At 39.5% G+C, this 25,496-nt stretch carries 25 protein-coding genes and 2 pseudogenes; 6 read left to right on the top strand and 21 right to left on the bottom strand.

What is annotated here, in order from left to right; genetic code table 11:
* Positions 1–7 precede the first annotated feature (7 nt).
* From KP78_RS12430 to KP78_RS12420, 3 genes are all read right to left on the bottom strand, one after another.
* Entirely contained in the window at positions 8–1,516 is a 1,509-nt protein-coding gene (locus KP78_RS12430; protein WP_041089379.1) for a sodium:solute symporter family protein, read from the bottom strand.
* A complete protein-coding gene (locus KP78_RS12425) occupies positions 1,513–1,773 on the bottom strand; it encodes a hypothetical protein (protein ID WP_041089377.1) in 261 nt (86 codons plus the stop codon). Before KP78_RS12425 ends, KP78_RS12430 begins: the two co-directional genes overlap by 4 nt.
* 232 nt (positions 1,774–2,005) lie before the next feature.
* The gene (locus KP78_RS12420) at positions 2,006–3,208 is read right to left on the bottom strand and encodes a CaiB/BaiF CoA transferase family protein (RefSeq protein WP_041089375.1); all 1,203 of its coding nucleotides are present in this window, start codon (positions 3,206–3,208) and stop codon (positions 2,006–2,008) included.
* A gap of 218 nt (positions 3,209–3,426) precedes the next feature.
* Between KP78_RS12420 and KP78_RS12415 the strand changes: the two genes are divergently transcribed.
* Positions 3,427–4,062 (top strand): GntR family transcriptional regulator, encoded by a 636-nt coding sequence (locus KP78_RS12415; protein ID WP_235420919.1) that lies wholly within the window; start codon positions 3,427–3,429, stop codon positions 4,060–4,062.
* Between the two features lie 31 nt (positions 4,063–4,093).
* A complete protein-coding gene (locus tag KP78_RS12410) occupies positions 4,094–4,978 on the top strand; it encodes a hydroxymethylglutaryl-CoA lyase (protein WP_041089373.1) in 885 nt (294 codons plus the stop codon).
* A 238-nt stretch (positions 4,979–5,216) separates the two neighbouring features.
* On the opposite strand, the pseudogene KP78_RS19225 reads toward KP78_RS12410, so the two are convergent.
* Positions 5,217–5,345 (bottom strand): annotated as a pseudogene (locus KP78_RS19225) (aldo/keto reductase); the annotation flags it as partial.
* A gap of 7 nt (positions 5,346–5,352) precedes the next feature.
* Here KP78_RS19225 and KP78_RS12405 point away from each other — a divergent pair.
* Positions 5,353–5,649, top strand: coding sequence for a TetR-like C-terminal domain-containing protein (locus KP78_RS12405; RefSeq protein ID WP_084220015.1), 297 nt, complete (start codon positions 5,353–5,355; stop codon positions 5,647–5,649).
* Between the two features lie 131 nt (positions 5,650–5,780).
* Here KP78_RS12405 and KP78_RS12400 read toward each other — a convergent pair whose 3' ends face one another.
* From KP78_RS12400 to KP78_RS12375, 6 genes are all read right to left on the bottom strand, one after another.
* The gene (locus tag KP78_RS12400; protein WP_235420918.1) at positions 5,781–6,569 is read right to left on the bottom strand and encodes a glycerophosphodiester phosphodiesterase; all 789 of its coding nucleotides are present in this window, start codon (positions 6,567–6,569) and stop codon (positions 5,781–5,783) included.
* A gap of 37 nt (positions 6,570–6,606) precedes the next feature.
* Positions 6,607–7,947, bottom strand: coding sequence for an ABC transporter substrate-binding protein (locus KP78_RS12395; RefSeq protein WP_041089371.1), 1,341 nt, complete (start codon positions 7,945–7,947; stop codon positions 6,607–6,609).
* A 139-nt stretch (positions 7,948–8,086) separates the two neighbouring features.
* Positions 8,087–8,899, bottom strand: a complete 813-nt coding sequence (locus tag KP78_RS12390) for a carbohydrate ABC transporter permease (protein WP_041089370.1) — start codon at positions 8,897–8,899, stop codon at positions 8,087–8,089.
* Positions 8,896–9,765, bottom strand: a complete 870-nt coding sequence (locus tag KP78_RS12385) for a carbohydrate ABC transporter permease (protein ID WP_235420917.1) — start codon at positions 9,763–9,765, stop codon at positions 8,896–8,898. Before KP78_RS12385 ends, KP78_RS12390 begins: the two co-directional genes overlap by 4 nt.
* Positions 9,766–9,827: 62 nt before the next feature.
* Positions 9,828–10,946 (bottom strand): ABC transporter ATP-binding protein, encoded by a 1,119-nt coding sequence (locus KP78_RS12380; protein ID WP_041089366.1) that lies wholly within the window; start codon positions 10,944–10,946, stop codon positions 9,828–9,830.
* Positions 10,943–11,548 (bottom strand): glycerol-3-phosphate responsive antiterminator, encoded by a 606-nt coding sequence (locus tag KP78_RS12375; protein WP_041089365.1) that lies wholly within the window; start codon positions 11,546–11,548, stop codon positions 10,943–10,945. Before KP78_RS12375 ends, KP78_RS12380 begins: the two co-directional genes overlap by 4 nt.
* Positions 11,549–11,949: 401 nt before the next feature.
* Here KP78_RS12375 and KP78_RS12370 point away from each other — a divergent pair, with 401 nt between their 5' ends.
* Positions 11,950–12,246 (top strand): antibiotic biosynthesis monooxygenase family protein, encoded by a 297-nt coding sequence (locus tag KP78_RS12370; RefSeq protein ID WP_041089364.1) that lies wholly within the window; start codon positions 11,950–11,952, stop codon positions 12,244–12,246.
* Positions 12,247–12,733: 487 nt separating this feature from the next.
* Here the strand turns inward: KP78_RS12370 and KP78_RS12365 are convergent, their stop codons facing one another.
* On the bottom strand, positions 12,734–12,925 hold the full coding sequence (locus KP78_RS12365; protein WP_041089363.1) for a hypothetical protein: 192 nt from the start codon (positions 12,923–12,925) through the stop codon (positions 12,734–12,736).
* A 394-nt stretch (positions 12,926–13,319) separates the two neighbouring features.
* Positions 13,320–13,799 carry a divergent PAP2 family protein gene (locus KP78_RS12360; RefSeq protein WP_041089362.1) on the bottom strand — a complete coding sequence of 160 codons (480 nt, stop codon included), beginning with the start codon at positions 13,797–13,799 and terminating at the stop codon, positions 13,320–13,322.
* Positions 13,800–14,365: 566 nt separating this feature from the next.
* Here KP78_RS12360 and ltaS point away from each other — a divergent pair.
* Positions 14,366–16,297 carry a lipoteichoic acid synthase gene (gene ltaS, locus KP78_RS12355; protein WP_041089361.1) on the top strand — a complete coding sequence of 644 codons (1,932 nt, stop codon included), beginning with the start codon at positions 14,366–14,368 and terminating at the stop codon, positions 16,295–16,297.
* Between the two features lie 120 nt (positions 16,298–16,417).
* Here ltaS and KP78_RS12350 read toward each other — a convergent pair whose 3' ends face one another.
* Positions 16,418–16,867, bottom strand: coding sequence for an RsiV family protein (locus KP78_RS12350; protein WP_084220013.1), 450 nt, complete (start codon positions 16,865–16,867; stop codon positions 16,418–16,420).
* Between the two features lie 453 nt (positions 16,868–17,320).
* Between KP78_RS12350 and KP78_RS20710 the strand changes: the two are divergent.
* Positions 17,321–17,570 (top strand): annotated as a pseudogene (locus KP78_RS20710) (IS1595 family transposase); the annotation flags it as partial.
* A gap of 7 nt (positions 17,571–17,577) precedes the next feature.
* On the opposite strand, the gene KP78_RS12345 reads toward KP78_RS20710, so the two are convergent.
* From KP78_RS12345 to KP78_RS12310, 8 genes are all read right to left on the bottom strand, one after another.
* Positions 17,578–17,841, bottom strand: coding sequence for a DUF6980 family protein (locus KP78_RS12345; protein WP_235420916.1), 264 nt, complete (start codon positions 17,839–17,841; stop codon positions 17,578–17,580).
* A gap of 170 nt (positions 17,842–18,011) precedes the next feature.
* Positions 18,012–19,208 (bottom strand): MFS transporter, encoded by a 1,197-nt coding sequence (locus KP78_RS12340; protein WP_041089360.1) that lies wholly within the window; start codon positions 19,206–19,208, stop codon positions 18,012–18,014.
* 264 nt (positions 19,209–19,472) lie between these two features.
* Positions 19,473–19,955, bottom strand: coding sequence for a GyrI-like domain-containing protein (locus KP78_RS12335; RefSeq protein WP_041089954.1), 483 nt, complete (start codon positions 19,953–19,955; stop codon positions 19,473–19,475).
* Between the two features lie 205 nt (positions 19,956–20,160).
* Entirely contained in the window at positions 20,161–20,589 is a 429-nt protein-coding gene (locus KP78_RS12330) for an ASCH domain-containing protein (protein ID WP_041089359.1), read from the bottom strand.
* Positions 20,590–20,886: 297 nt separating this feature from the next.
* Positions 20,887–21,270: a VOC family protein gene (locus KP78_RS12325; protein WP_200889226.1), complete on the bottom strand. Its 384-nt coding sequence runs from the start codon at positions 21,268–21,270 to the stop codon at positions 20,887–20,889.
* A gap of 548 nt (positions 21,271–21,818) precedes the next feature.
* Positions 21,819–23,291, bottom strand: a complete 1,473-nt coding sequence (locus tag KP78_RS12320) for an aldehyde dehydrogenase family protein (protein WP_041089357.1) — start codon at positions 23,289–23,291, stop codon at positions 21,819–21,821.
* Positions 23,292–23,313: 22 nt separating this feature from the next.
* Positions 23,314–24,408 carry an NAD(P)-dependent alcohol dehydrogenase gene (locus KP78_RS12315; protein WP_200889233.1) on the bottom strand — a complete coding sequence of 365 codons (1,095 nt, stop codon included), beginning with the start codon at positions 24,406–24,408 and terminating at the stop codon, positions 23,314–23,316.
* A gap of 175 nt (positions 24,409–24,583) precedes the next feature.
* The gene (locus KP78_RS12310) at positions 24,584–25,462 is read right to left on the bottom strand and encodes a R2-like ligand-binding oxidase (RefSeq protein WP_041089355.1); all 879 of its coding nucleotides are present in this window, start codon (positions 25,460–25,462) and stop codon (positions 24,584–24,586) included.
* Positions 25,463–25,496: the final 34 nt, after the last annotated feature.

Here is a 25,496-nt window from a genome sequence, read left to right as displayed (position 1 = left end):
CTCTTTTTTAGGCTTTTACTTTAATGGCAGTTATGTCCTCTTCAACATCTGATTTTGTCTGAGATGCTGGATTCAAGTACGAGCCAACGACACAAATAATAAAGTTAATGGCTAAGCCGATAATTCCTCCGTGGAAGCCATACACTGTTCTAATTCCTGTAAATGTAAGTGCCCCTGCTACAATGGCACCGATTAACATTCCCCAGAACACAGCTTTTCCATTTAAGCGCTTCCAATATAGACCAAGTACAAATGCCGGAAATACTTGTACTAATAACTCAAACTTCAAGACAAAGATTTCGTAAAGCGTTCCAGGCGGATTCCAAGCAATCCAAAGCAAAAAGATGATGGCAATAATCCCGCCGACTTTTCCGACCATGACTTTTTTATGTTCTGAGGCGTTCGGATTAATAAATTTTCCGTACACATCATTGGATAACATGGATGAAAAACTTAGTAATACGGAGTCAGCAGTTGAGATAATGGCGGCAACAATTCCGCCAAAAAAGATGATCATAATCCAATAATAGAATGGATTAATCGCTGCAATATCATTTGCCATCAACCCAACAAGCTGCTCAGAGCCAGCTTTATCAAGTCCAGGATATAGCATAATTCCGATAATCCCCACGACAAAGACAAATCCCGTTGTAATAGGAGGCATCCAAGCCATACGAGCCAGAGAATGCTTTAATGTTCTTTCACTTTGAGCAGAATAGATTCTTTGAACAGCATGCGGATAAATACTAGCACCTAATCCTACCAGCAATAGCATACTAAACCAATTTATCGATACATCCAGTGGCGGAACCCCTGTTTTAACAGGCTCTGTCTCATGTATATATCGAGTAACATCAGCAAAATTTCCTCCAACTAAATATAAGCCACCAATCAAAAACACAATAATACCAATCATTAATATTATTCCTTGCATAACATCTGTGAAAGCAACGGCCTTCATGCCGCCCATCCATTCATAGGCAAGCATTACCAATATGAAGGCAATTACGGCAACCTGATATGGAATCGTACCGCCAGTCATTCCAGCTACAGCCTGCCCTATTGCTACTAACTGCTCCAACAAGTAATTTCCAAGCCCCCATAGCATAAGAAAAATACTGAGCAGTGTGACAGCCTTGGAATTGAAGCGGTAGGTCAGCCAATCTGTCGGTGTTATAAATTTCCGGCGCTTTGCGATCACATACAACCTTGGAGCGAACAATAAATACACGCCAATAATAATCGTCATAAAAGAGATTGATTGAAGCCAGGGAAAACCTGTTCTGTAGGCTGTTGGCGCATAGCCTACAATGGTATTACCACTATATTGTGTGGCATAAAGGGTAAAAAACAAGGCAACAAAACCAAGGTTTCGTCCAGCTAAGTAGTACCCGGAGAGACTTTCATGAATATTTTTATCACCACGGCCTGAGAAATATCCGATAACAAGCATAATAACAGCAAAAGCTGACAATATAATAATTCCATCAATCCCGGCAAATGTTAAATTATTCATTTTTTACCCCCCTTTACGTTATCAGCTTCCTCCTCGTCCTCCACTATATTCCATTGGGTGATACAGAGCCAGCTTAAATAAGCACACAAGACAAGGGAGAAAAACGTTGAAATAAATGCCCATAATGGAAAACCGAAAATAAATGGTTCTACCGCACTATCAGGGAAATACCAAGGGACAATGGAGAAAAGGTTTAATACAAGGAAAATCCATATCCATTTTTTACGAATCGGCTCTTTGATTTCTTCATTTTTCATATCGTTTCCTCCTGTTCATCTTTTTATTAGCAGAAAAACAATCCGAGTCATGCGACATAGGCTAGCAAACTAGTAAATCTAGGTGATTGTCTCAATATAAACAGAAAAAAGTAACCGCTTACAATTTTCTCTGCAATGTGTAATCTTCCATTTATGTTCTTCTTTACCGTATTTAAAATCCATTGTGTTTTACTAGTAAAAGTACCCCTTAACCCACAAGAGGCACTCCACACTATATTACTTTTGCTTCCCTTAATTCTCCTACTCTTTTTTTACTAAAGCCAAGCAGATTCTCATAGATTTCATGGTTATGCTTACCTGTTGATTCCGCTCCCGGATTCTTCACTTTCCCCGGTGTTCTGCTTAGTTTTGGTACAATTCCAGGCATCGGAAATTCACCTAATTGAGGATGATCTACCTTTATAATCATTTCCCGCTCATTGTAATGAGGGTCTTCAATAATATCCTTCGCTGTATACATCAGCCCGGATGGTACACCTTTTTCTTCAAGGATTTTAAGCGCATCTTTTGCAGACAGCTTTTTTGTCCAATCCTCAATTAATGAATCAAGCAGCTTCATGTTTTCCCCTCTTGCATGATGAGTGGAGAACCTAGGATCTTCTGCCAGTCCAGGCTGATCCATCGCTTCACAAAGTCTGCGAAAAACACCGTCTGCATTGGCACCAATGACAATGAATGTTTTATCTTCTGTAAAATAAATATTGGAGGGAGCAACCCCAGGCAGAATATTGCCCATTCTTTCCCGAACATATCCTGCTAGCATATAGTCCGGAATAATGCTCTCCATTACAGAAAACACAGATTCATATAAAGCGGTATCTACCATCTGTCCCTTTCCTGAATGCTCTCTTTCATGAACTGCAACGAGACAGCCGATCGTTGCAAATAAAGCCGTAAGTGTATCACCAATTGACACACCAATTCTTGAAGGCGGACGATCAGGAAAACCTGTTACATAACGAAGGCCCCCCATTGCCTCTCCAACGCTTCCGAAGCCTGCCCGGTCTTTATAAGGACCCGTTTGACCAAATCCTGATGTTCTAAGCATAATTAATCTTGGGTTTATTTCAGATAATTCTTCGTAGGAAAGATTCCATTTCTCCATCGTGCCTGGGCGAAAATTCTCAATCACAATATCCGCTTCTTTTACCAATTCCTTTAAAATTTCTTGTCCTTCTTTTACACGTAAATTAAGCGTGATTGATTTTTTGTTTCTTGACTGGATCGGCCACCAAAGACCTACCCCATCCCTTGATTTTCCCCAGTTTCTCATGGGGTCCTCTTTCCCCGGCGGTTCAACCTTGATGACTTCAGCACCAAAATCAGCTAGCAATCTTCCTGAGAAAGGTCCTGCTAATAATGTGCCTAACTCAATGACCCTTAAGTTTTCAAGCGGCATTCGATTTTCACTCATACATTTCCCTCCCAACAGTAATACGTACAACTATTTATTTTTATATTTATTAAATATTCATAATCTTGTACACAAACTTAATCCTTTGTATACAATAAGTCAATATAAATTTGTAAATCCGTGATAAAATACTTAATTTAACCAATTACAATGCATTATATTCAGAATATTATTGATATTCTCTTTTCTTTTGTATACAATTTACTCGAGGTGTTTACATGGATGCATACGAATATATAAAAGACGCCATTGTTCAAGGTAAATTCGAGCCCGACATGAGGCTTGGTGAAGAATCACTTGCCAAACAATTGAATTTGAGCAGAACACCGATCAGAGAAGCAATAAAGCAGCTGGAGGCAGAGGGACTTGTCGTTCCATTAAAGCGCGGGGTAAGCGTAAGAGCCTTTACAAAAGAGGATATTCGACAAATCTATGATCTTCGCATTCTTCTAGAAGGATACGCAGCCAGTCAAGCTGCCCACTTTAGAACAGAGCACGATTTAAAAGCAATGGAAAAAGCCAATAAGCACTATGAAAAAGTCATTAATGAATGTATAGAATCAAACATAAGAAATATTAAAGAGATTGTGGATGCAAATCAGCAATATCATGAAGCCATTATCGCAGCAACAAAGAACTCCCATATACATTTTCATCTTTCGAAAGTGGTGGTTGTTCCAATTATTTTCCGTTCTTTTTACTGGTACAACCACTTTCATCTAAAGCAATCACTGGAATCACATAAAATTATTCTAGCAGCAGTAAAAAATAAAGAGCCTGAACGTGCGCGAATCGCTATGCATGAGCATATTTACCAAGGCCGCGACCATGTGTTAAAGCATTTATCGAATTAAATTTTTCTATTTTGTTAAAGGAGGAAGTTTTATGATCGAAATTTGTGAAGTAGGTCCCCGTGACGGATTGCAGAATGAAAGTAAAATCCTTTCTGCTGAAACCAAAGTGGAGTTAATTAAACGCTTGATCGATGCTGGAATTCACAACATTGAAGCTGTTTCTTTTGTTAATCCAAAGGTCGTTCCACAAATGGCAGATGCAGAGGAAGTCATGCGATTAGTTCCGAAACGTGAGGACGTACGTTACGGAGGACTTGTGCTAAGTCGTTCAGGTCTTGAAAGAGCGTTGAAAACAGATGTTGACTACCTTCATGTTGTCACAACGACGAGCGATTCATTTAATCTGAGAAACGTAAAAAGAACGGTGGAACAGGCTGTTCAGGAATTGTCGCTGGTGATTCAGGATGGGGTCAAAGCAAAAAAAGGAGTGGCTGGCGTGCTGGGCACTGCCTTTGGCTGTCCGTTTGAAGGGGAAGTCCCTGTCGACCGCGTGCTTAAAACAGCTGAAAAGTTTGTGGAAGCCGGCTGTACAGAAATCACACTTGCTGACACGACCGGGATGGCAAACCCTGCCCAGGTACAGGCTGTAATTAAAGCCTTTAAAAATGCTTTCGGAGATGATTTATTAATAGGTTTACACTTTCACAATACGCGAGGCCTCGGTCTTGCCAATACATTAGCAGGCTATCAATCAGGCATCACACGATTTGACTCTTCCATCGCAGGTCTTGGCGGCTGTCCATTTGCCCCAAAAGCGGTTGGAAACGTCTGTACAGAAGACATGGTCAATATGCTTCACGGCATGGGCGTGCAAACAGGAACTGATTTGGAAAAACTCGTAAATACCGCAAAATGGCTGGAGGAAAGGATGGACCGTTCATTGGATGGGATGGTGATGAAGGCCGGGATTGCGTGATAGGGATCCGATCCATTTTTTAAAGATAGAATGAGAAGTAAGTCGGAGTAAAAAAACCCAAACGAATACCCCCCCTCACCTGGGAGGTTGTATTCGTTTATTAATCTATTTTGTAACTAATCGCTTTTGTGCTGGGTCAGTAAATGAAGTAATCTCTTTATGTCCAAATACTTTTGCCAATCCAAATTTCGATATATTTCCGTAAATCGATTCACTCTGTCGCTTCTGTAATAAAGATATCATTCCAATGACGTGTCAATCTTCCTGATGCAAGCGGGCTATATGGAATCACACCGATTTTTGCTTCTTTACAAAGCTGCAGTATCTCTCTCTCCACTTCCCGGTATAAGAGCTTTAAATGATTCTGCTCGACGATGTCAGCCAGTAAAGGAGCCTCTTATTTTCGTAGGCAGTTCCTTGAATTTCTCGTCGAAGAGTGCAAGGATGCAGTGGATGTAACAAAAGGCAAAAATCACGGATTAAATGAAGGGGTAATTCTACAATTTATTGTGACGTCTTATGTAGGGATCGTGGAATGGTGGTTCAAAAATGGAATGCTGTATCCGCCTCATGTCATGGCAGAACAAGCGGGAATTTTGTTGGAGGAATCTATAGTGTTTTCAAAGAAGAAAATCCTTAGACACAATTCTAGGAAACAAAAGATGGGTTAACCAATTGAATTGATTGACCCATCTTTCATCAGCACCGATTTAAGATAAAAGACTTCATCTATAAAATTCAATGTCTCTTATTTTTAAACGTGATATTCATTACTTGATCAATCGAAAAAAAACGCAGAGAGTTACACTCCCTGCGTCTTTCTATTATCTTTCTTTTTTGCACTTGATTTAACAAACTCAGCTGGATAGTCCGTCATAATAACGGATACTTCAGCATGTTTCAATCGCTCAATAGCATTTGTGTCATTTACTGTATACACTCGAAGAAGAAGCCCTTCAGCTCTCGCTGTTTGTCCTTTCTCTGACAATGCAAACACTTCTTGACAATGGATTGCATTTGCACCAATCTGTTTGGCAATCTCAACCGTATCGGGCGGTTTTCCTTCAATTAAGTAGCCGATATCAATTGTTTTGTGGAGAGAACGAACCTTTTGAAGGCTTTTTGGGTTAAAGGAAGAAATGATGACTCTGTCTTCCAGATGATACTGCTGGACGAGATTCAAAACCGCTTCCTCCAATCCATCATAGAAAATTTGATCATTTTTCAGTTCAATATTAATGGTTAAATGATTGCCCTCACCTGTCGCCCACTCAAGTACTTCATCAAGCGTTATTATTTTTTCATTTGAGAAGGATGAATGAAACCAGCTGCCTGCATCAAGTGCTTTAAGTATTTCATACGTCATGTCCTTGATGTATCCGGATCCGTTGGTTGTGCGGTCGATGGTTTCATCATGCATGACGATCAGCTGTCGATCCTTGCTCATTTGCACATCCAGCTCAATTCCATTTGCTCCCGCTATTCGTGTTTCCTGAAAGGCGATAAGTGTATTTTCAGGGAAATGACCGCTCGCTCCCCGATGACCAAAAATTTCAATCTCGGCTTGTCTAATCGCAAATCCCTCCTGCACTTCATACGATTTTTTAAACCTATTTCTTTCAAAATTCTTAGTTACCGCTTTTTTTCGCGTTCACTTCAAGCGCCTGGTTCGTTTCTTCAACCGCACGATCAAGAGCTTCTTGAGGGTCTGCCCCTTGATAAAGGCTCTCCATTGCATTTACAACCTTTTGTCGTGCCTCTGGGAACACTGAAATTAGTGCACCCTGTGTAGCCGTTGTTGCTTTCGTTTCTTTTAGTTGATCAACCGTTACCTTTAATTGAGGATACTGCTCCCACTGCTCTTTTACAACCTCTTCTTCATATGCAGCAGGATTAATGGCGAAGTATCCTGTGTCTACATGCCAATTAGCTTGAACGTCTGGTGTCGCTAAATATTCCATAAATTCCCACGCAGCCTGCTGCTCTGCTTCTTCAGCTGCACTCGCCATCCAAAGAGAAGCTCCACCGATAATAACACCTTGGCGCTCTGTATCATCAGGCACTGGCAAATAGGAGACACCTACTTCAAACGGAGAATTATCGATCATTGATTTAACACCTGCAGAAGAATCTAAGTACATGGCAATACGGCCAGATTGAAAGGCAGCGCGCATATCATCCCAGTTTTGTCCTGCATTGTAAAATGTACCGTCCTCATACATAGCGTGAATCAAATTAAAAACGTTTACGCCCTCTTCACTATTAAAAACGGCTTCCGTTGCTTGACCTTCGCGGCCGTTTTCACCATTTACAAAAAGCCCGCCTTGTACGGCAACTAGTTCTTCAAAAAACCAGCCGTAATTCAAAATCGAGAATCCATACTGATCATCCGTTGTCAGTTTTGCTGCTGCTTCTTGAAGTTCAGAATAAGTCATTGGTGCCTTCTCCGGATCAAGTCCAGCTGCTTCAAAAGCATCCTTGTTGTAAATCAGAACCGGTGTTGAAGAGTTAAATGGCATCGAGTATTGTTCACCATTAACACTGTAGTAATTAGAAATATTTTCTTCCCATTGAGAAGTATCGTAATCTTCCTCATCAATATATTTTTGAACAGGTTGAATATGTCCTGTGTCGATCATATATTTTGTACCCACTTCAAATGTTTGCATAATTGTTGGTGCATCCTCTGTTCCTGCTACCGTATTTAGTTTTGTTAATGCCTCTTCATATGTTCCTTGAAAAATGGCTGTTACTTCGATGTTATCATGTGAAGCATTGAACTCATCAACTAGCTTATTTAATGCTGTTTCCAGCTCCCCGCTCATTGCATGCCAGAACAAAACCTCTGCTTTGCCGGACGCACTTCCGGAAGACGCTTCCTCTTGATCATTTGCTTCACTCGTATTTGACGAGCAGGCACCTAAAATCAATACAAAAATCCCCATCATTAAGATCAATAACTTTTTCATTTTAACACTCCTTTTCTATAGTTCAGTTCCAAACGTTAGCTGCTCAAGGTTACTAGTCAAGCCGTCTTATTGACTAAAATCACCAAGACGCCTTCTCGCCTTGAGCTTGTCCAGTCTGCACAAGCTCGTTCTACATTTCTTATTTAATTGCTCCTTGTGTCAGTCCTTCCTGCAGCCGTTTTTGGCCTAGGAATAAGAGGACAAGGGTTGGCAAAATGACTATTACTACTCCCGCCATGACGACGCCCCATTCGGTTGAGATTTCCTGTGACTGCATTTGCTTTAAACCGATTTGAACAGTACGTACAGCTTCATTGTTTGTGACAAGAAGCGGCCACAGGTACATATTCCAGGCTGTAAGAAAGCTGTATATTCCAAGCGTGACCATGCTGGTTTTCGAAACGGGAAGAGCAATTTTATAGAAAAATCGAAAACGGCTTATACCTGAAACTTGAGATGCTTCATACAATTCATGAGGAATAGTTTTGAATTGCTGTCTCAGTAAAAATGTCCCGAAGGCCAGTGCAAAAAACGGAATGGTTAATCCTGCGTAGCTGTTAAGCCAGCCAAGCGCTTGAACGGTTTGAAAGTTCGGAACCATCGCGGCCTCCCACGGAATCATCATCGTTGAAATAAATAGATAGAATAGAATATCACGTCCTTTAAAGTTGATGAACACAAAAGCAAAAGCGGCTAGACTTGATACTGCCAGCACCCCGATCATGATAACAGTTGACACAATTAAACTATTTAACAAGTAGGTAAGAAGCGGAACCTTCTCAAAAGCAGATATGTAATTATCAAAGGAAAATGACTCAGGCCAAAGTTTTCCTTGAAGGACCTCTCCTCCTTGCATAAAGCTGATCAAAAATGCATACAAAATGGGAAACATCATGATCAATGTGAAGGAGGCCAGCAGTGTGTAAGTGACAATTTTTTTCGTTAAACTCACTGGTAATGCACCTTCCTTTCCGTCAGCTTAAACTGCAGCACGGTCACAATAAGAATACAGAAAAAAAGCAGTACTGCCTGTGCGCTCGCCGATCCAACATTGTAGTTAATAAAGGCATCCTTATAGATGGAATAGACAATGACATTCGTCGATTCCATCGGACCTCCTTTCGTCAGAATATCGATTTGGCCAAATGTTTGAAAAGAGTTAATTAAACTCACTACTGTGACAAAAAACAGCGTCGGCGACAGCATTGGAAGTGTAATTTTTCTTAGCTTATACCAATCACTTACCCCCGCTACTCTCGCACTTTCGTATAATTGCTGGTCTATATTTTGAAGACCTCCAAGCAGAATTAAAAAGGTGAATCCTGTATTCATCCAAATCGTTGCAGCCGCAACAGACATTAAAGCAAACTGTGGATCTAGCAGCCACTGAACCTCTGACATTCCTATCCCTGATAATAGCCTGTTCATAATCCCGATTGACGGATTGTACATAAACATCCAAATAACAGAGGAGGCTGCGACACTCATTCCCATCGTGGAGGAGAACATGGTACGAAAAAAACCGATACCCTTTACTTTTTCATTCGCAAGCAATGCGAGTACCAAAGCCAATATCAATCCAATCGGCACGGTGTAAAGTACGAATAAACCCGTTGCTTTGGCACTTGTTTGAAAACTTGAGGACTGAAATAGATTAATGAAGTTCTCAACCCCCACAAACACAAGCGGTTCCCCTTGAGTATCTATTAGATACAGACTCAAATAAATCGTGCGCATCATCGGATAGAAAAGAAAAACACCAAACAATACTAATGACGGTAATAAAAACAGCATCCCTGCGAGAAACGGTGACGACATCCATCGTCTCCGCTCAGGTTCATCATAGGTCTTAAAAGGAGAGGGTTCTCTTTGTGCCAGATTCATATGGTGATCCACTCTTTATTTAAAAAACTTGAATCCTGTGAGCCGTCTAATTTTCCCCCTGTTTGTGCATCAAACAGGCATAAATGCTGATCCTCAATAAAGATGCGCAAAGGCTGTTCAATTCTCAGATTCCATTGACCTGACCATCTGGCAATCCATTGTTTTTTATCCCCAATATTAAAGGTGATGAGCGTTTCCGTTCCAAGTACTTCAACGTTTGATACCACAACAACAAACCCGGGTTCATCGTCGTTTGCAAGTTGAATATGTTCAGGCCGCACCCCGATCGTTACTTCATTTAGCTGTGCAGCCGCTCGAATAGACTCGCTCATTGGAATAAGCCACTGTTCATCGACAACAAGTGAAGAGCCTTTTACTTTCGCATGAATTAAATTCATCGGTGGTGCTCCCATAAATGAAGCAACAAAGGTGTTCTTTGGTTCATTGTATATATCCATCGGTTTGCCGATTTGCTGGACCTCACCGCCATTCAATATCATCATACGATCCGCCATCGTCATCGCCTCTGTCTGGTCGTGCGTGACATAGATCATGGTCAGCCCTAGCTTTCGTTGAATTTGTCTGATTTCTGATCGCATTCGTGCCCTTAACTTGGCATCCAGGTTCGACAGCGGTTCATCCATTAAACAGAGCGGCGCGTGAGTCACGATTGCTCTTGCAAGCGCGACTCGCTGCCTTTGACCACCGGAAAGCTCTTTTGGTTTGCGCTTCATGTAATCCGTTAATCCCAGCATTTCACCAGCCTCTTCACAACGCATTTTTTGTTCTTTTTTGAAAATCTTCTTAACGTGCAAGCCGAATGTAATGTTTTCCTCCACAGTCAGATGCGGGTAGAGCGCATAGTTTTGGAATACCATCGATAAATCTCGTTGGCTTGGCGTAAGATGATTCGCTTTTTTATCTCCTAAAAACAAATCCCCACCTGAGATGCTTTCAAGACCCGCAATCATTCTTAGCATCGTACTTTTCCCGCAGCCAGAGGGACCAACCAGCACAAAAAACTCTCCCGGTTCGATTATTACATCAATGCCTTTTAATACCTGTGTCCTCTGATCGTATGATTTCTGAAAGTTTATCAGCTCCACCTTTTTCATTGCTTCAGCTCCTCCCTCACTCGTGATTCAACTGGCTCCCATAGCCACGGTTTCCCTGTTGACACTGCATATGCACCGCTTTCTAGCGCGGCTACCATCTGGGATTTATTCTGGACTAGCCCTCCTGTGATGAGCGGAATAGCAGTTTCCCTGCTGACCTTCCTGATCATGTCCGGTATAATTCCAGGCATCAGCTCCAACGCATCCGGCTGAACCTCTTCTGCATTTTTCAACCCTTGCTTCAGTGCGTCTGAATCGATTAGAAACAAACGCTGAATGGCAATAAGCCCTTCTTTTTTGGCCAACTGAATCAATGAGCTCTTCGTTGTTACGATTCCTGTCGGTTTAACATAATGATTAATAAAACGCAGCCCTTCTTTGTCATAGCTGATACCAGGTATCTTTTCAATATGTAAAAACACATGCCTCCCGTGGGTTTTTAATAAATCCACATAAGTTTTAATTACGTTTATATTTCCTAGCAGCAGAAAAGCACATCCTATGTCTTTCTCCAAAAACTGATCAAGGCTTTTTGGATCCTTAATGGATGAAATAATACTGTCTTTCGCTAGCCGTTCAAAAAATTCAGTCTGTATGTTCATTCCATGCACTCCCTTCGGTGAAACAAAAAAACACCATAAAAACATATTGAGATCCGGCAGTAGCTGCCTCTCAATGCTTCTATGGTTTCTCTGTTTCACAACCGATGCTATTCACTTGTCTTTCACAAGTCTTACTTTACAGTAGGAATGTTAAGGGGATATTAACCAAATATTGAGATTTTTAAAAACTGTCTTTACAAAAGAATTTGTTCTGTCGTTTTTGTATGAACGAAAACCTAAGCTTCAGGTGAATAAAGATAAACTCTTTTCCTTGTCTAATTGCTGGCTGTGTTTTGTTCTCTGCCAATGCCATTTATGATAAGCTGAGATGATCAAGATTCGGTTTTTAACCAGAACTACAAATTTGATAATGCTAAACTTTCAATATAGGAGGAGTTTAAATGATATTGGAGTCTGCGATGCTTCAGATTAAACAAGGAATGGAAAAGGAATACGAAGAAGCCTTTCGACAAGCATCTCAAATTATTTCTTCTATGAAGGGATATATCACTCATGAATTACAGCGCTGTATGGAAGCTGAGGGGAAATATTTGCTTTTGGTGAAGTGGGAAAGCTTAGAAGACCATACGATTGGATTTAGACAATCAAATGAATACCAAGAATGGAAAAAACAGCTGCATCATTTCTACGACCCCTTTCCAGTTGTAGAACATTTTGAACAAGTGAAGCTTGCTTAGTAAATGGCATCGAACAGCTTTTATACCGTAAATGTTTCTTTACTTGCAGAAACATTTACTATTTCTTTTTATTTTCACGAGCTTCAATAGAAGTTTTCTATGTCATTTTTCATAAAAATCAACAATATCCATATACATTGGATTATATAGAAGAGCTCAGCTGCCATTCAAATAATCCTACTGCACTTTATTTTATAATGGGTTTGAATCTTAATACTAATTGATCACTTTGGTTTATCTGATTATCATGCATATCAAAAGTACTAGTGTTATAAACAATCCTTCACGACTTCTTCGTTATCTACAAATAAGATTCTTTTAGCTGTATTCTGCAGCAACAATTAAGGCACTAGACCAAAAGATATTGAATGAATACTGTACATTGATTATTTGTTATGGATTACCATGACTTGTGGTATGAGACGCTATAATGAATCTATGTGAGGTTGTTATTTTTTGTTTTAGTTGACATTAATAAAAAAATGACCTACCCTTTGGGCAAGTCAAGTGCTTGGTATGCTAATTGATATTTTCCGCCATCAGCAACTTCTGAATGGTACAAAGCCTTAAGGGCAAAATTTTTCTCAAGGTCATGTTCCTCCATCAGCTTTTTTAAGCGTGCTTGCAATTCTTTATTGTCTTTGACTAGCTGTTTCATTTGCAATTTCATGTACTTCATAAGGTATTTATTTCCTTTCAGGTATCAAATCTATCCATCAAGTATAGCATTAATTATGTCGTTTACAAGGAACTGCGCATCCCTATATCTGCTGCACTTAGTAACGATAATAAATAAGGTAACTTCACAGTTTTTTTTAAAAAATAGCTTTGTTAAACGCTGCAGACGCTCGCTTTCCACTATCCAAAATCAATAAAGGACTTTAACATAGCATAAAAATTAAGAGCCCCTTAATGATTAAAACAGCAGATATTATCATTCTGCTGCTTTGAAAAATCACACGATACTGGTTGTTTTCGTGAACATGGATATGTAATCATTGAACCATTGCTTAACAATAGATAGCCCTCTATATTTTAAACTACTTCCTGCACAGACAAAAGTAAGACTCGGTTTAGTTCCCTCTCGCTGCATTTTCTATTTTCGCTGAAATTAGACCGATTAAGACGCCTAGAAAAGCGCCAGTGGCTACTTCGATTGGCTGGTGTCCGAGAAGTTCATTCAGCTCTTTTTCCTGCTTCATATATTTCACACTAGGAAAGTCTCCTGAAATGGCCTCAATATTGTCATCAAGGTCGTTTACCAGTCGGGCAATTTCACCTGTATGTCGTCTAATTCCTTGCGCATCATACATAACGATTGTGCCGAAAATAACAGCAAGAGCAGTTTCCGTGTGTCTAGTACCTTTATTTGCTGCAACATAGGCAGCAAGCGACGCAACGCCAGCTGAATGAGAGCTTGGCATACCTCCTGTCTGAAAGATCGGCTTCCAATCCCATTTTCCTGTTGCTTTTTTGTGTGTGAATACTTTAAGACCTTGAGCGATCCCAATGCCAGCTAGTGCTGTCACAATCCCACGATTCATTCTCTTCACCCTCGATTCAATTTAAATAGAAAATAGGTTAATAAAAGTTTGTCTATTTAAGTGTAATACCCCGCCGAACAAAATTTATTCTTCCTTTACAATGAAAAATGCAGCATTCTTGGTTGTAGTTAACTGCGGTATAAATACTATTTAGCCTTCCCCAAGCATTTTCTTCTATTTTTCGTTTATTTTTCGTTTATTTCATGAAGACGATTAGCAGAATCACTATCATTATTTACATAATCCTGTCTGTTCATTGCCATAATCTCTGAAAAATCAAATACCATTTTTTAAAGACATTCAAAAGAATGATTCTTATTTCTATCAATTCTGAAAGCATCCTTCTCCATAACTACTGTGGAGATGTTTTTTCTTCCTTTCCCTTCTACGATCTTGAACCCTTCCTTCATGCCAATTATTAACAAACACTTGAAAATAGCGTTATTTTAGAATAGAATAGTGGATGTTTCTTAGATACCTATTTGGACGATTAATCGAGGGATTATAAAACTAAATTCTTTACCATAAAAAATGATTAAAAAGCTAAAAACAAATTGAAGAAAGAAGAGGATAGAATGAAGAAGATTTTTTCTGATAAGCTTAGCTTTTTTTGGTTAGCAGTCATTCTTGTATGGGCGAAAACATACGCTTCGTACTTTTTAGAATTTAACCTTGGTGTTAAAGGAGCTTTACAGCATTTTCTGTTATTTCTTAACCCGTTTAGTACGGCCATACTTATCTTGAGTATTGGCTTATTTGCGAAAGGACGAAAAGCGGCGATTGCCGTCCTCATTCTTGATGCCATCCTGACGCTTGTTTTATATTCTAATATTATTTTTTACCGGTTCTTTGATGATTTTTTAACCCTGTCAAATATCGGACAAGCAGGGAATCTAGGCAATATGGAAGATGGAGTTTTTGCTAGTATAAAGCCTCATGATTTTGTTTATTTTATTGATTTTGCTATTTTGCTTGCTGTGATGAAATGGAAATCTTCTCAGCTAAAATTGGGTCAGTTAAAGAAAAAAATACCTGCCTATATTATGCTCGGCAGTGTTGCTTTATTTTTCTTTAACTTAGCGATTGCCGAAATTGATCGTCCTGAACTTCTTCAAAGAACATTTGACCGCAATTATATTGTCAAATATTTGGGTCCGTACAACTATACCATTTACAACGGGATTCAAACCGTGCAATCTGAATCACAAAGAGTCTCCGCAAAAACGGATGATCATACGGAAGTTTTAAATTACACGAGAGCCCACTCCGCAAAGCCAAATCCGGCATACTTTGGAGCGGCTCAAGGGAAAAATATTATTAAAATCCATTTGGAAAGCTTCCAATCCTTCTTGATTGATTATCAATTGAATGGAGAGGAGGTTACGCCTTTCTTAAATAAATTGGCTCACGGTCAGGAGGATATAATTTATTTCGATAACTTCTTCCATCAGACTGGTCAAGGAAAAACAGCGGATGCCGAGCTCATTCTTGATAATGGCTTCTTTGGTCTTCCTGAAGGGTCCGCCTTTGTCACAAAAGCAGATAATACGTATCAAGCACTTCCCGCTATATTAAATCAGAAACAAAATTATACAAGTGCTGTTATGCATGGCGATTATAAATCGTTCTGGAATCGTGATCAGATTTACAAGAAATTTGGCATTGATCAATTTTTTGATGCCAGCTCGTACACGATGACAGAGGATAATCTTGTGAATCTTGGACTGAAGGATAAACCTTTCTTTCAAGAATCCATCCCTATGCTACAATCTCTTAAACAGCCATTCTATGCGCACTTAATGACATTAACAAACCATTATCCATTTATTTTGGATCCTGACGAGGCAACAATTGCAAAAGGTACTACCGGTGATAAAACAGTTGATGGCTATTTTCAAACAGCCCGTTATTTAGATGAGGCGCTGGAGCAGTTCTTTACAGACCTTAAAAACGCTGGTTTATACGAAAATTCCGTGATCATGATCTATGGAGACCACAATGGCATTTCCGAAAACCACAACCGGGCAATGAAAGAGGTTTTAGGCAAGGATATCGATGAATACCAAAATGCAATGAACCAGCGCGTGCCGTTTATGCTTCACATTCCAGGTAAAAATGGAGGTGTGAATCATACATTTGCCGGAGAAACAGATGTGATGCCTACCCTCCTTCATTTAATAGGAATTGATAGTAAAGAATTTGTTCTTTTCGGAACAGACTTGTTCTCTGAAGACCATGACTCAACCGTTGCATTCAGAGACGGCAGCTACGTCAATCCAGAATATACGTTTGTAAACAATTCGGTTTATGACACAAACTCTGGTGAACAGCTGGAGTTAAATGAAGAAACAGACAGCTTAAAAACAAAAGTAAACAACCATCTCGCACTATCAGACTCTGTACTTTACAAGGATTTATTAAGATTTCATAAAACTCCTGACTTCATGCCAGTCGATCCATCTCAGTATCAGTATGGGATGGAAACGGAGGATAAAAATCAAAAGTAATGTATTTAAAAAGCCAAACAGCGATCCTTTTGGATTGTTGTTTGGCTTTTTGTGCTGGTTGGAGGTGTTCTTTTCATCAGAATGAATAGTTAATTCTTTGCTGGTTATGAAAAAAATAGGTTAATGGTTAACAGCCATTCGTCCGAGTGGACTATTTTCGTCAATAATATCTTGTAGATCATATACCGAGATAGGAAACATTGGGAAACGGAATACATATGGAGTGATTTCATAAAATTGAAAATAGATGACAAGAACTTTATCCGCAATGTAAAAGTCTTGATTAGGCCGAATTCTTGTGAAGCCGTTGAGAGGCTGAATATCACGTTGTTTAATTTGTGAACGAATTAAGGTGGAAAGTCTTCCAACATAACTACTTCCAGGCATAAACAAATCTTTACTTTTATACACCTTTCCTGTTTGCAGGTCAAACGTTAAAGACTTTATATACGTCATCCCCTGGGCAGCGTGGTAATGGTAGGTATAATTGGAAAGTGCTATGCTCAAAACCTGGCGTTGATTGTTTTTGGTTTCATATGATCCAATCATTTCCATCACTGTTGTCGGCATATTACCAACTTGCCGATTTATGAGGTATTGGGTTTGATCGACAACCGTTCGATTGATGATCTTTCTATTTCTTGATTTTTCATACCCATTCCCTCTGGATAATAGACCGTTTTATCCGGTCCGCTGCTCACTCATCTAATTGGAAAGTGATAAGGTAAAGAAAAATATTACTCATAGAAAGCCTCGTAAAAGCGGTGGAGTAGCGAAAAAAAAGGAATATCCAAAGAGCAAATTTGTGTAGTTGTTGCACACGATAGAAACGGTCAAATCCTCTCCTAAATGGCAGGAAAAGGGCGTATTACAGCAGTAGAGTTGGATCAGGTATTAGGTAATCATATTGACACCTCTGCTTTGTTCTGAACTGATACTGCCACTAACTATAAGAAATTTGCCTTAATGAAAGGTCTTCAACACGAACCAATAAATGTAAGCTAAAAGTTCTATGTTAGAAAAGGTATTTATCATATCCAACACGTAAACGGATACCACAAACGCCTGAAAGATTGATGGACCGTTTCCAAGGAGTTGCTACTAATCACCTAGATAACTACCTCTTCTGGTATCAATTTCTTGAGTTGAATAAAAAAATGCCGCATCAAGAAAGATTGAAAGATTTGCTTCTTGGTTCTTGGTGCTTGGTTCTTGTAAAAAAGTAAATTTTACAACTGTAAGTGGTATAAGAGCTTCAAAAAAGCCCCTATAATAGAGGCTTATTTGTTGTACCACTTATCTGATTTAAATTCTTCTGGTATATCCTGCTCAAATGGTTCGTCATAACTTAATTTTTCAAGTGAATCGAACCATAAATCTCTTTTTGACATTGGCAGTTTTGTACCACACCAAGGACAGTATGAAATTTCTATAAATGAAGTCCCTCCATCGTGAACAATTATTCCGTATTCATCAAATTTAGAGCTGTAAAATATCAAGTTATCTGGGACAATCAAAAGGGGCTTCGTGTTGCTTACAAACATAATTAACTCTATCAGTCATATCTTCGCAACAGTGCTTTTTGGTCATTTGTTTTCATCTCTTTTAACAAAAGATATGTGACAGAATTATATCACAGAGCAACAATATTTAAGAAAAGAGCCTTTCTTCTATAAAAAATCATTTAAGACGGATGTAATCAGATACGTTTCTCCTACTCTAATTCCATCGCCTTTGTCTCTTTTCCTAGCAATAAAACGGAAAGCGCTCCAATGAATATGGCGATACAGAAAACGAGAAAGATCATATCGATGGATGTTTTTTGAGCAATGAGGTAGCCTACCAATAGTGGTCCAAGGATTCCTCCAATACGCCCAAAGGAGGCGGCCATGCCTGAACCTGTTCCGCGTATTTCTGTCGGATATTGTTCCGGTGTATAGGCATAAAGAGCTCCCCACGCACCGAGGTTAAAGAATGATAGGAAAATACCTGATGTTATCAATAATGATAGTGACTCGGCATTTCCAAAAAAGTAGGCGCTTGCTGCTGTTCCAAGCAGATAAGTGATGAGGACAAATTTCCTTCCAGCCCGCTCGATCAGCCATGCAGCACTGAAATATCCAGGCAACTGCGCCAGGGTCATGATAAGCACATATTGGAAGCTGTGAATTAAATCAAAGCCTTTCATGATCATGACACTTGGAAGCCATAAAAAGATTCCGTAATAGGAAAATACCACACAAAACCATAGAATCCATAGCATAACCGTCTCACGACGATATTTCTTTGACCACACAGCTGCCACATTTTGAAGGGCTGATCTCTTTGTTTTGATCGCTTGGAAACGAGGTGAGTCTGGTAACTTCAAACGCAGATAAATGGCATAAAATGCTGGAAGAGCACTAATAATAAGAGCTGATTGCCAGCCATAGTCCGGAATAATGAAGTAGGCAATTAATGCTGCAAGTATAAATCCTCCTGCCCAAAAGCTCTCTAGCAGGACAACTACCCTTCCCCGATCCTTTGCTGCTACACTCTCAGAAACAAGCGTGGATGCAACCGGGAGCTCTCCTCCTAATCCCATTCCGATAAAAAAGCGCAGCAAGAGGAACATCGCTAATGTCGTTGTAAAAGCAGACAAACCACTGCCGATTGAAAAAAGTAATAAGGTAATAATAAAGACATGCTTCCGGCCGATCTTATCTGCTAATAATCCAAAAGCTAATGCTCCAACAGCCATCCCGAGTGAGTTTACACTGCCGATCCACCCCATCTGTTGGGGAGTAAGTCCCCAATCCTTTTGCAAAGCGGCAATGAGAAACGATAGCAATCCTACATCTAGCGCATCAAACAACCAGCCTAGTCCTGCTATACCGAGAAGTTTACGTTGGGAAATCTCTTTGTTATCCAAACAAACCCTCCTTTTACAAGTGTAAACTTTATATTTACACCTGTTTAATTATATAATTAAATTTCCCCATGTCAACTAATAAAATCATTAAAATATAATAAGGCTGATGTAAAATTTATTTGTTAATCGATTTTATTTTAAAGATTTTACAGTATCTAGTGTTCCCCCAACAACATTCTTTTCAAGAATTCCCCTAGTCATCCAACTACTGAAATAAACAAAGAATAAGCCCTATACCAATATAGTAGAGGGCTTGAATGATTGCTATTTCACAGGAACCCAGATTTCAGAGTAGTAATTTTCATTATATGGATCACCTTCCGGATAAACTTCAAACTCAGGTATTCCTGCATGCTCATACCCGCTTATTGGAAACCATTCTGAAAAGATCGTTTTCCACGCATGTTGGATAGCATCTGGCATTACCCCGTTCACTTCAAAAACCATCCATTTGGATGCAGAGATTTCTATCGACTCCAATCCGTTTGGCTTGTCCCCTTTGTATTCTGCGGCAATCCAGTAATCTATTATCTGCTGTGATTGCTTATTCTTGTCCATTACACAGACACCCAGTATCCCTTTTATTTGACCATTATTCAGCTTTACTAATGTGTCCGTTGTTCCATCCTTATTCAGTTCGTCCCACATTTGAGGGATTTTTGCATGGTGATCGTTATTCACAAAAGAAAATTCACGCTTGATCCCAACTGCCTGAAATGCCTCTCTTTTGATTACATAGTTTTTCATTGGTTCTGCCCCTTTCAATCTCATATGAATGATCAGAAGGTTATTAAAATTTATGCCTCCCAGGAACTTTCTCGCTTCACTTGGCGGAAAGCCTTTGTAAAATCCAAAGATCACTAAATCTCCCTCTCGATTAAAGTCACCTCAGTATAAAAATTAATCCGTTATTCCTATATACAAGTGAAATACTGTTTACCTTCATTGCCTTTCATAATAAATCAGTTTCCCATAACCCAAGCTGGCCTTTTGCTGGAATACGTTCATTCAAGATCTTCATATCTTGAATCTCCCAAGCATATCCTCCCACATTAAAGTCTCCTAAAAAATAATCATTTCCTGATACGATTTGTCCATTTTCCAGGACTGCTGATGTCTGATTTTTTTCAGTTACCTTCAGACAATTTTCAAGCCGGCCTACAGCAATGATCATCCCGGTTGGAAGGGTCTCTTCTGTGTATCCATGCTTACCGAGCAGCGAACGGATGGCCACATGCCTGCAGACAGCCTTATCTATTTTTTTACTTGTATGAATGGCCAGCGGCCCGCGATAATTCGTTTTCCATGACCTTGTTTCAAATTCGTTCTCTCGAAGGACAAAAAGACTTGCCCAAGGCTGAATCATAGATAATACCTTCATTCTCCCGGCCACCAATCTATAAAGTTTCGTTTGTCTTATCGTGTCCGTAGAGAGGAATATTATTAGCAAAAAGGTTTAATTGGAATTCGGAAACCAGATTCCATGAAAATTCACATTTTGCCGTCCTTGATCCAGATCCAAATTATGAAGGGAAAGCCCATGGAGATATTTCTCATATATATCACCAATGTGCTTATGACAAGTTTAAATTCCTTATGTGTCTTTAATCATTAAAAATCTGTCTGGCAACTGTGGCTTTAACTAACGCATCTGTTCATATCATGATCAACTCATAAATTAATCGTTAGAAATCTCGATCAGATTACCATCTGGATCTCTTATATATACTGATTTTATTGGTCCTAATGCTCCTGTTCTTTCAACAGGACCTTCTTCAACAGGTACATCATTGTCTTTTAAATGACTCATCACATCAGATAGGTCAACATCAGAGATAAAACATAAATCAGCACTTCCAGACGTGGGGAGCTTTGCTTTTGGCTCAAATTCTCTACCTGCTTCATGCAAGTTAATTTTCTGCTGTCCAAATTGCAGTGCCTTTCTCCCCTCTCCAAACGTGATAACCTTCATCCCTAATACTCGATGATAAAAATCACATGTTTTACTAATGTTTTTAACAGTTAAAACGAAATGATCAAGTTGAGAAATTTTCAATGCCATCACCCCATGGTCTTATTTTTTTTATTCATTGTATCTTGTAATCAATTTATAACCTCCCTCGTTCGTTCACTAGGCACTCCCTCCCCAATAAAGCATTGTAAGAAGTATTTGTTCTGAAAAATTTTTTTTCCTACCATCTTCTATTCTAAAAAGCACTCTTCTGTAAAAGAAAGTCTATTTAAAGGGCTGCAATTGATTATGAAAGGATGTATACCAATAAATATAATCCCCAATCTTAAAAGGTAGTATAAAATGTCTTTCAATTTCTTAATTTTACATAGATTTATTTCCATTATTTACACCACGAGAAAGTTTTTACCTTTAAAAGTACAAGACACAACCACCTTGACTTGTTCGATATCCTTTATTTAATTCCCTGCCATTAGCATACTTTTTTGCTGTTTCTATTTTCCTAATAAAAAACTCTTTAGAATCCTTCACATCTCACTCGATGGAGGATTCTAAAGAGCTTGTATTTCTTAGGTCAGCAGGGTTAACAAACAAAAACTTTTATAGGTATAAGAATAGTCACCTCTATTTCCTATTTATTAAGAGAATGGAAATTGTCTAGCCTCTTTTTGGACCGAAATCCATTTCACTGTTGTAAATTCTTCAAATGCCCATTCACCGCAGTATCTTCCAATACCAGAGAGTTTTTCTCCGCCAAATGGTACGTTAGCTTCAACATTTACGGATTGGTCATTAACGTGAATCATACCTGTTCTAATTTGATGGGCAACATTAATTCCTCGGTCAAGTGAGCCAGAGAATACTGCCCCGCTTAGTCCAAATGGCGAACCATTCGCAACTTGAATTGCTTCTTCTTCACTGTCAACAGGAATAATACACGCAACTGGCGCAAATGCTTCATTTTGCGCGATTGTCATATCATTTGTTACATCGGTAAGAATAATCGGTTCCATTACGTTTCCATTTACACTTCCTCTGTGGACTACTTTCGCCCCTTCACGCTCACTTTGTTCAACAAATTTCAATGCACGGTCTACTTGTTTTCTATTAATCATCGGACCAATAATGGTATCACTCTCAAACGGATCGCCTACTTTTACCTTCTTGGCGGCTGCTATGAATTTTTCTGTGAAAGAATCATATAGTTTTCTGTCCACGATAATACGGTTAATTGCTAGGCAAATTTGTCCTGAGTGGAAAAATTTGCCGAATGTTGCAGCAGCTACTGCCTGATCAACATCCGCATCATCCAATACGATAAATGCATTGTTGCCGCCAAGCTCCAAGGCTGGTTTTTTTACATTTTTTACGGCAAGGGAGCCTACATGTCTTCCGGCAGCAGTAGAGCCAGTGAAGGAAATAATACTTGGAATTGGGTGCTCGACAAATTGGTCGCCAATTTCTTCAAGATCCGCTACTGTGACATTTAATATCCCTTTTGGAAGTCCAGCTTCTTCAAAGATTTGTGCAATCACGAGTCCGCCAGAAATCGGTGTTTGGTGATCCGGCTTCAATACAATCCCATTCCCTGTAGCAATTGCCGGTGCAACTACACGCATTGATAAATGCATTGGCCAGTTCCAAGGCGTAATCGCTCCTACAACCCCCGCTGGATTGTGGTACACACGGTTTTCCTTACCAGGAATAGCGGATGGACGAATTTCCCCGCCCATCATCAAAGGAAACGTTGCGGCTAGTTTAATATCGGCAACACAGCAGTCTACTTCGACGCTTGCCTTAATTTGTGAGCTTCCTGTTTCAGCTACGAGCAATTCCACCAGTTCTTCTTTTCGATCCTGTACGATTTGAGCCGCTCTTTCTAGCAGCGCGATTTTTTCATATGGAGAAATTTTTGCCCATTCTTTTTGTGCTTCTTCGGCTTTTTCATATGCTTCATTGATATCGTCTCTATTTGCATAGTTAAAGGTTGTTAGAACTTCATCATTATAGGGGTTCGTTACTGTACAAATTTTTTCACTTGCTCCATCTCTCCAGCTTCCATTGATCATCAGCTTATTCCATTCAGAGTATTGATTTGTCTTTACAGTCATTCGTTTTCCCTCCCTTAAATAATCAACCTATTTTCAATATTGGTTTAATGGTTACACCTGATTCCGAGTCTGTACTTGCCTGATTAATATCTTCTAAATTATAATATTTTACTAGCTTATCAAATGGAAATTTTCCTTGTTTATAAAGATTAATTAATTTCGGAATAAACACTTGAGGAACGGCTGAACCTAATAAAACACCCATAACCGAACGTTCAAATAAAACCGTGTTAACATCCAAATTAACTTCTGTGCCCATTGGAGGTGCACCAATGACAACTGCTTTTCCTAATGTAGCAAGACAGTCAACAGCTTGTCGTAAAACATTAGGGTTGCTGGTGGTTTCTATCGAGTAGTCTGCACCGCCCCCTGTAATACGTTGAATTTCTTCAACCGAATTTACGTCCTTCGGATTAATAGTGTGCGTGGCTCCGAGCTCTTTTGCCATTTCTAATCGGCTTTCCTGCAAATCAACGGCTATGATGGTTGTACAATTTGCTACTTTCGAAGCCATGATGGCACTTAAGCCTACTGAACCACAGCCAAAAACAACGATAGTCGATCCTTCCCTCGGCTGTAGCTTATTAAGAACGGCCCCGCTTCCCGTTTGAATCCCGCATCCTAATGGTCCTAATAGCTCCAGTGGAACATCCTTTGGCACTTTAACAGCATTTCTTTCTGACACCACGGAATAATGAGCAAAGCTTCCCTGACCAAAGAAATTGGAAATATCTTTGTCATGCTGGTGCAATCTGCATGTCCCATCGCCCATCGTACCTGCAAAGTTTAAATCGTAAAATCGATCACAGGCATAAGGGTTTCCGCTATTACACTTCACGCAATCTCCACAGGAAGCAAATGATAAAACAACATGATCACCAGGCTGGACACTGCTTACTCCAGGACCCACCTTTTCAACAACGCCTGAACCCTCATGTCCTAATACAGCAGGCAAAGGAACAGGATAATATTGATCACGCACAATTAAATCCGTGTGACAAATCCCTACAGCTTCAATTCGGACAAGCACCTCTCCAGCTTTTGGATCATCAATTGTAATGTCTTCAATCTTAAATGGTTCCCCTTTTCCATGCGTAACAGCAGCTTTTGTCTGTATCATTTTTAATGCCCCCCATCGTATTGAAAGCGTTTACAATTTCTATCATATAATACACCGAAAATTCAGTGTTTTAAAATGTCACTCTCTCATCTTTAATAAATTATGATCTACTAAATATTTGAATATTATCCAGTAATTTTTCGACAAGATTGAACACCTGTTAAATTGAAATTCAGACGGTTTGTCCCAGTACGTCTTTTAATCTGCGGTCAAACATATTTTGAATTCGGTCTTTACCTTGAACCTCTATTGGTGTTTCCACCTCTTCCCCATTGACGATTACTTGTTGGTCATAACGTGTCAGCATAGCAGGAAGGTATTCCGTATAAATCTTCTTAATTCGCTCAGCATGCTCTGGTTTTTTGGCAAATTGCTTTAACATACGAAGACCAAAACCAACATGACGCCCCTCGTCCCTTTTGATGTTTTTAAACCCTTCCTTTAATCCAGGTAAAAGATCATATTGCCCCCAAACCGCTTCGAATACATCGTACCCCACCATTGCCTGAACGCCTTCAATCACACCTTGATAATGAACGAGTCCTTCCACCATCGCTGCTTCCCGTTCAACTGGTCCTGCGTCTATTGCTTGAATAAGCTGTTTACCTCTTGGATCAAGGCTATCGTGCACAATATTTTGCACTTTATTTTCACGTTCAACTCCAATTACTTCTTTAAAATAATGTTCAAAGAATTCCGTGTGCTTAAACTCTTCCACCAGCTGTGTACTTAAAAATGCTTGCTGATAGGTGGAGGGTGCTACCATCACCCATGGACAAAATTGAAGAGCAACATTTTCCTCTGCATTCCAAAAGCCCGTGCAAAAATGAATGAGATAATCTCTTTTTTGTTTATCCATCTCTGCAAAATGCTTTTTGTCTTCAGTTAAATCTATTTCCAAAGGATCCCACGTCCCAAATCGTATGGCCATTCGATAAAGAGAGTACGCCAACTCATCCGCTTTTCTTCTATCCTCCTGTGTCAAATCCTGAATTCGATCCAGCTCCTGATCCACCTTTTCATAATTCAAGCGCTCTTCTGAGATACTCATTATAATCCTCCTTCGTTTTCGTGAATGTTTTTCA

The sequence above is a fragment of the Jeotgalibacillus soli genome (genome assembly GCF_000829435.1).
Taxonomy (GTDB): domain Bacteria; phylum Bacillota; class Bacilli; order Bacillales; family Jeotgalibacillaceae; genus Jeotgalibacillus; species Jeotgalibacillus soli.
Note: the sequence above shows the minus strand (reverse complement) of the source record. Positions and strands in the feature narration are given on the sequence as shown.

What these genes read in the sequence shown, in the direction of transcription:
- KP78_RS12430 (WP_041089379.1), bottom strand. Translation starts at nt 1,516, where the DNA reads ATGAATAATTTAACATTTGCCGGGATTGATGGAATTATTATATTGTCA.
- KP78_RS12425 (WP_041089377.1), bottom strand. Translation starts at nt 1,773, where the DNA reads ATGAAAAATGAAGAAATCAAAGAGCCGATTCGTAAAAAATGGATATGG.
- KP78_RS12420 (WP_041089375.1), bottom strand. Translation starts at nt 3,208, where the DNA reads ATGAGTGAAAATCGAATGCCGCTTGAAAACTTAAGGGTCATTGAGTTA.
- KP78_RS12415 (WP_235420919.1), top strand. Translation starts at nt 3,427, where the DNA reads ATGGATGCATACGAATATATAAAAGACGCCATTGTTCAAGGTAAATTC.
- KP78_RS12410 (WP_041089373.1), top strand. Translation starts at nt 4,094, where the DNA reads ATGATCGAAATTTGTGAAGTAGGTCCCCGTGACGGATTGCAGAATGAA.
- KP78_RS12405 (WP_084220015.1), top strand. Translation starts at nt 5,353, where the DNA reads ATGTCAGCCAGTAAAGGAGCCTCTTATTTTCGTAGGCAGTTCCTTGAA.
- KP78_RS12395 (WP_041089371.1), bottom strand. Translation starts at nt 7,947, where the DNA reads ATGAAAAAGTTATTGATCTTAATGATGGGGATTTTTGTATTGATTTTA.
- KP78_RS12385 (WP_235420917.1), bottom strand. Translation starts at nt 9,765, where the DNA reads ATGTCGTCACCGTTTCTCGCAGGGATGCTGTTTTTATTACCGTCATTA.
- KP78_RS12380 (WP_041089366.1), bottom strand. Translation starts at nt 10,946, where the DNA reads ATGAAAAAGGTGGAGCTGATAAACTTTCAGAAATCATACGATCAGAGG.
- KP78_RS12375 (WP_041089365.1), bottom strand. Translation starts at nt 11,548, where the DNA reads ATGAACATACAGACTGAATTTTTTGAACGGCTAGCGAAAGACAGTATT.
- KP78_RS12370 (WP_041089364.1), top strand. Translation starts at nt 11,950, where the DNA reads ATGATATTGGAGTCTGCGATGCTTCAGATTAAACAAGGAATGGAAAAG.
- KP78_RS12365 (WP_041089363.1), bottom strand. Translation starts at nt 12,925, where the DNA reads ATGAAGTACATGAAATTGCAAATGAAACAGCTAGTCAAAGACAATAAA.
- ltaS (WP_041089361.1), top strand. Translation starts at nt 14,366, where the DNA reads ATGAAGAAGATTTTTTCTGATAAGCTTAGCTTTTTTTGGTTAGCAGTC.
- KP78_RS12350 (WP_084220013.1), bottom strand. Translation starts at nt 16,867, where the DNA reads ATGCCGACAACAGTGATGGAAATGATTGGATCATATGAAACCAAAAAC.
- KP78_RS12345 (WP_235420916.1), bottom strand. Translation starts at nt 17,841, where the DNA reads ATGTTTGTAAGCAACACGAAGCCCCTTTTGATTGTCCCAGATAACTTG.
- KP78_RS12335 (WP_041089954.1), bottom strand. Translation starts at nt 19,955, where the DNA reads ATGAAAAACTATGTAATCAAAAGAGAGGCATTTCAGGCAGTTGGGATC.
- KP78_RS12330 (WP_041089359.1), bottom strand. Translation starts at nt 20,589, where the DNA reads ATGAAGGTATTATCTATGATTCAGCCTTGGGCAAGTCTTTTTGTCCTT.
- KP78_RS12325 (WP_200889226.1), bottom strand. Translation starts at nt 21,270, where the DNA reads ATGGCATTGAAAATTTCTCAACTTGATCATTTCGTTTTAACTGTTAAA.
- KP78_RS12320 (WP_041089357.1), bottom strand. Translation starts at nt 23,291, where the DNA reads ATGACTGTAAAGACAAATCAATACTCTGAATGGAATAAGCTGATGATC.
- KP78_RS12310 (WP_041089355.1), bottom strand. Translation starts at nt 25,462, where the DNA reads ATGAGTATCTCAGAAGAGCGCTTGAATTATGAAAAGGTGGATCAGGAG.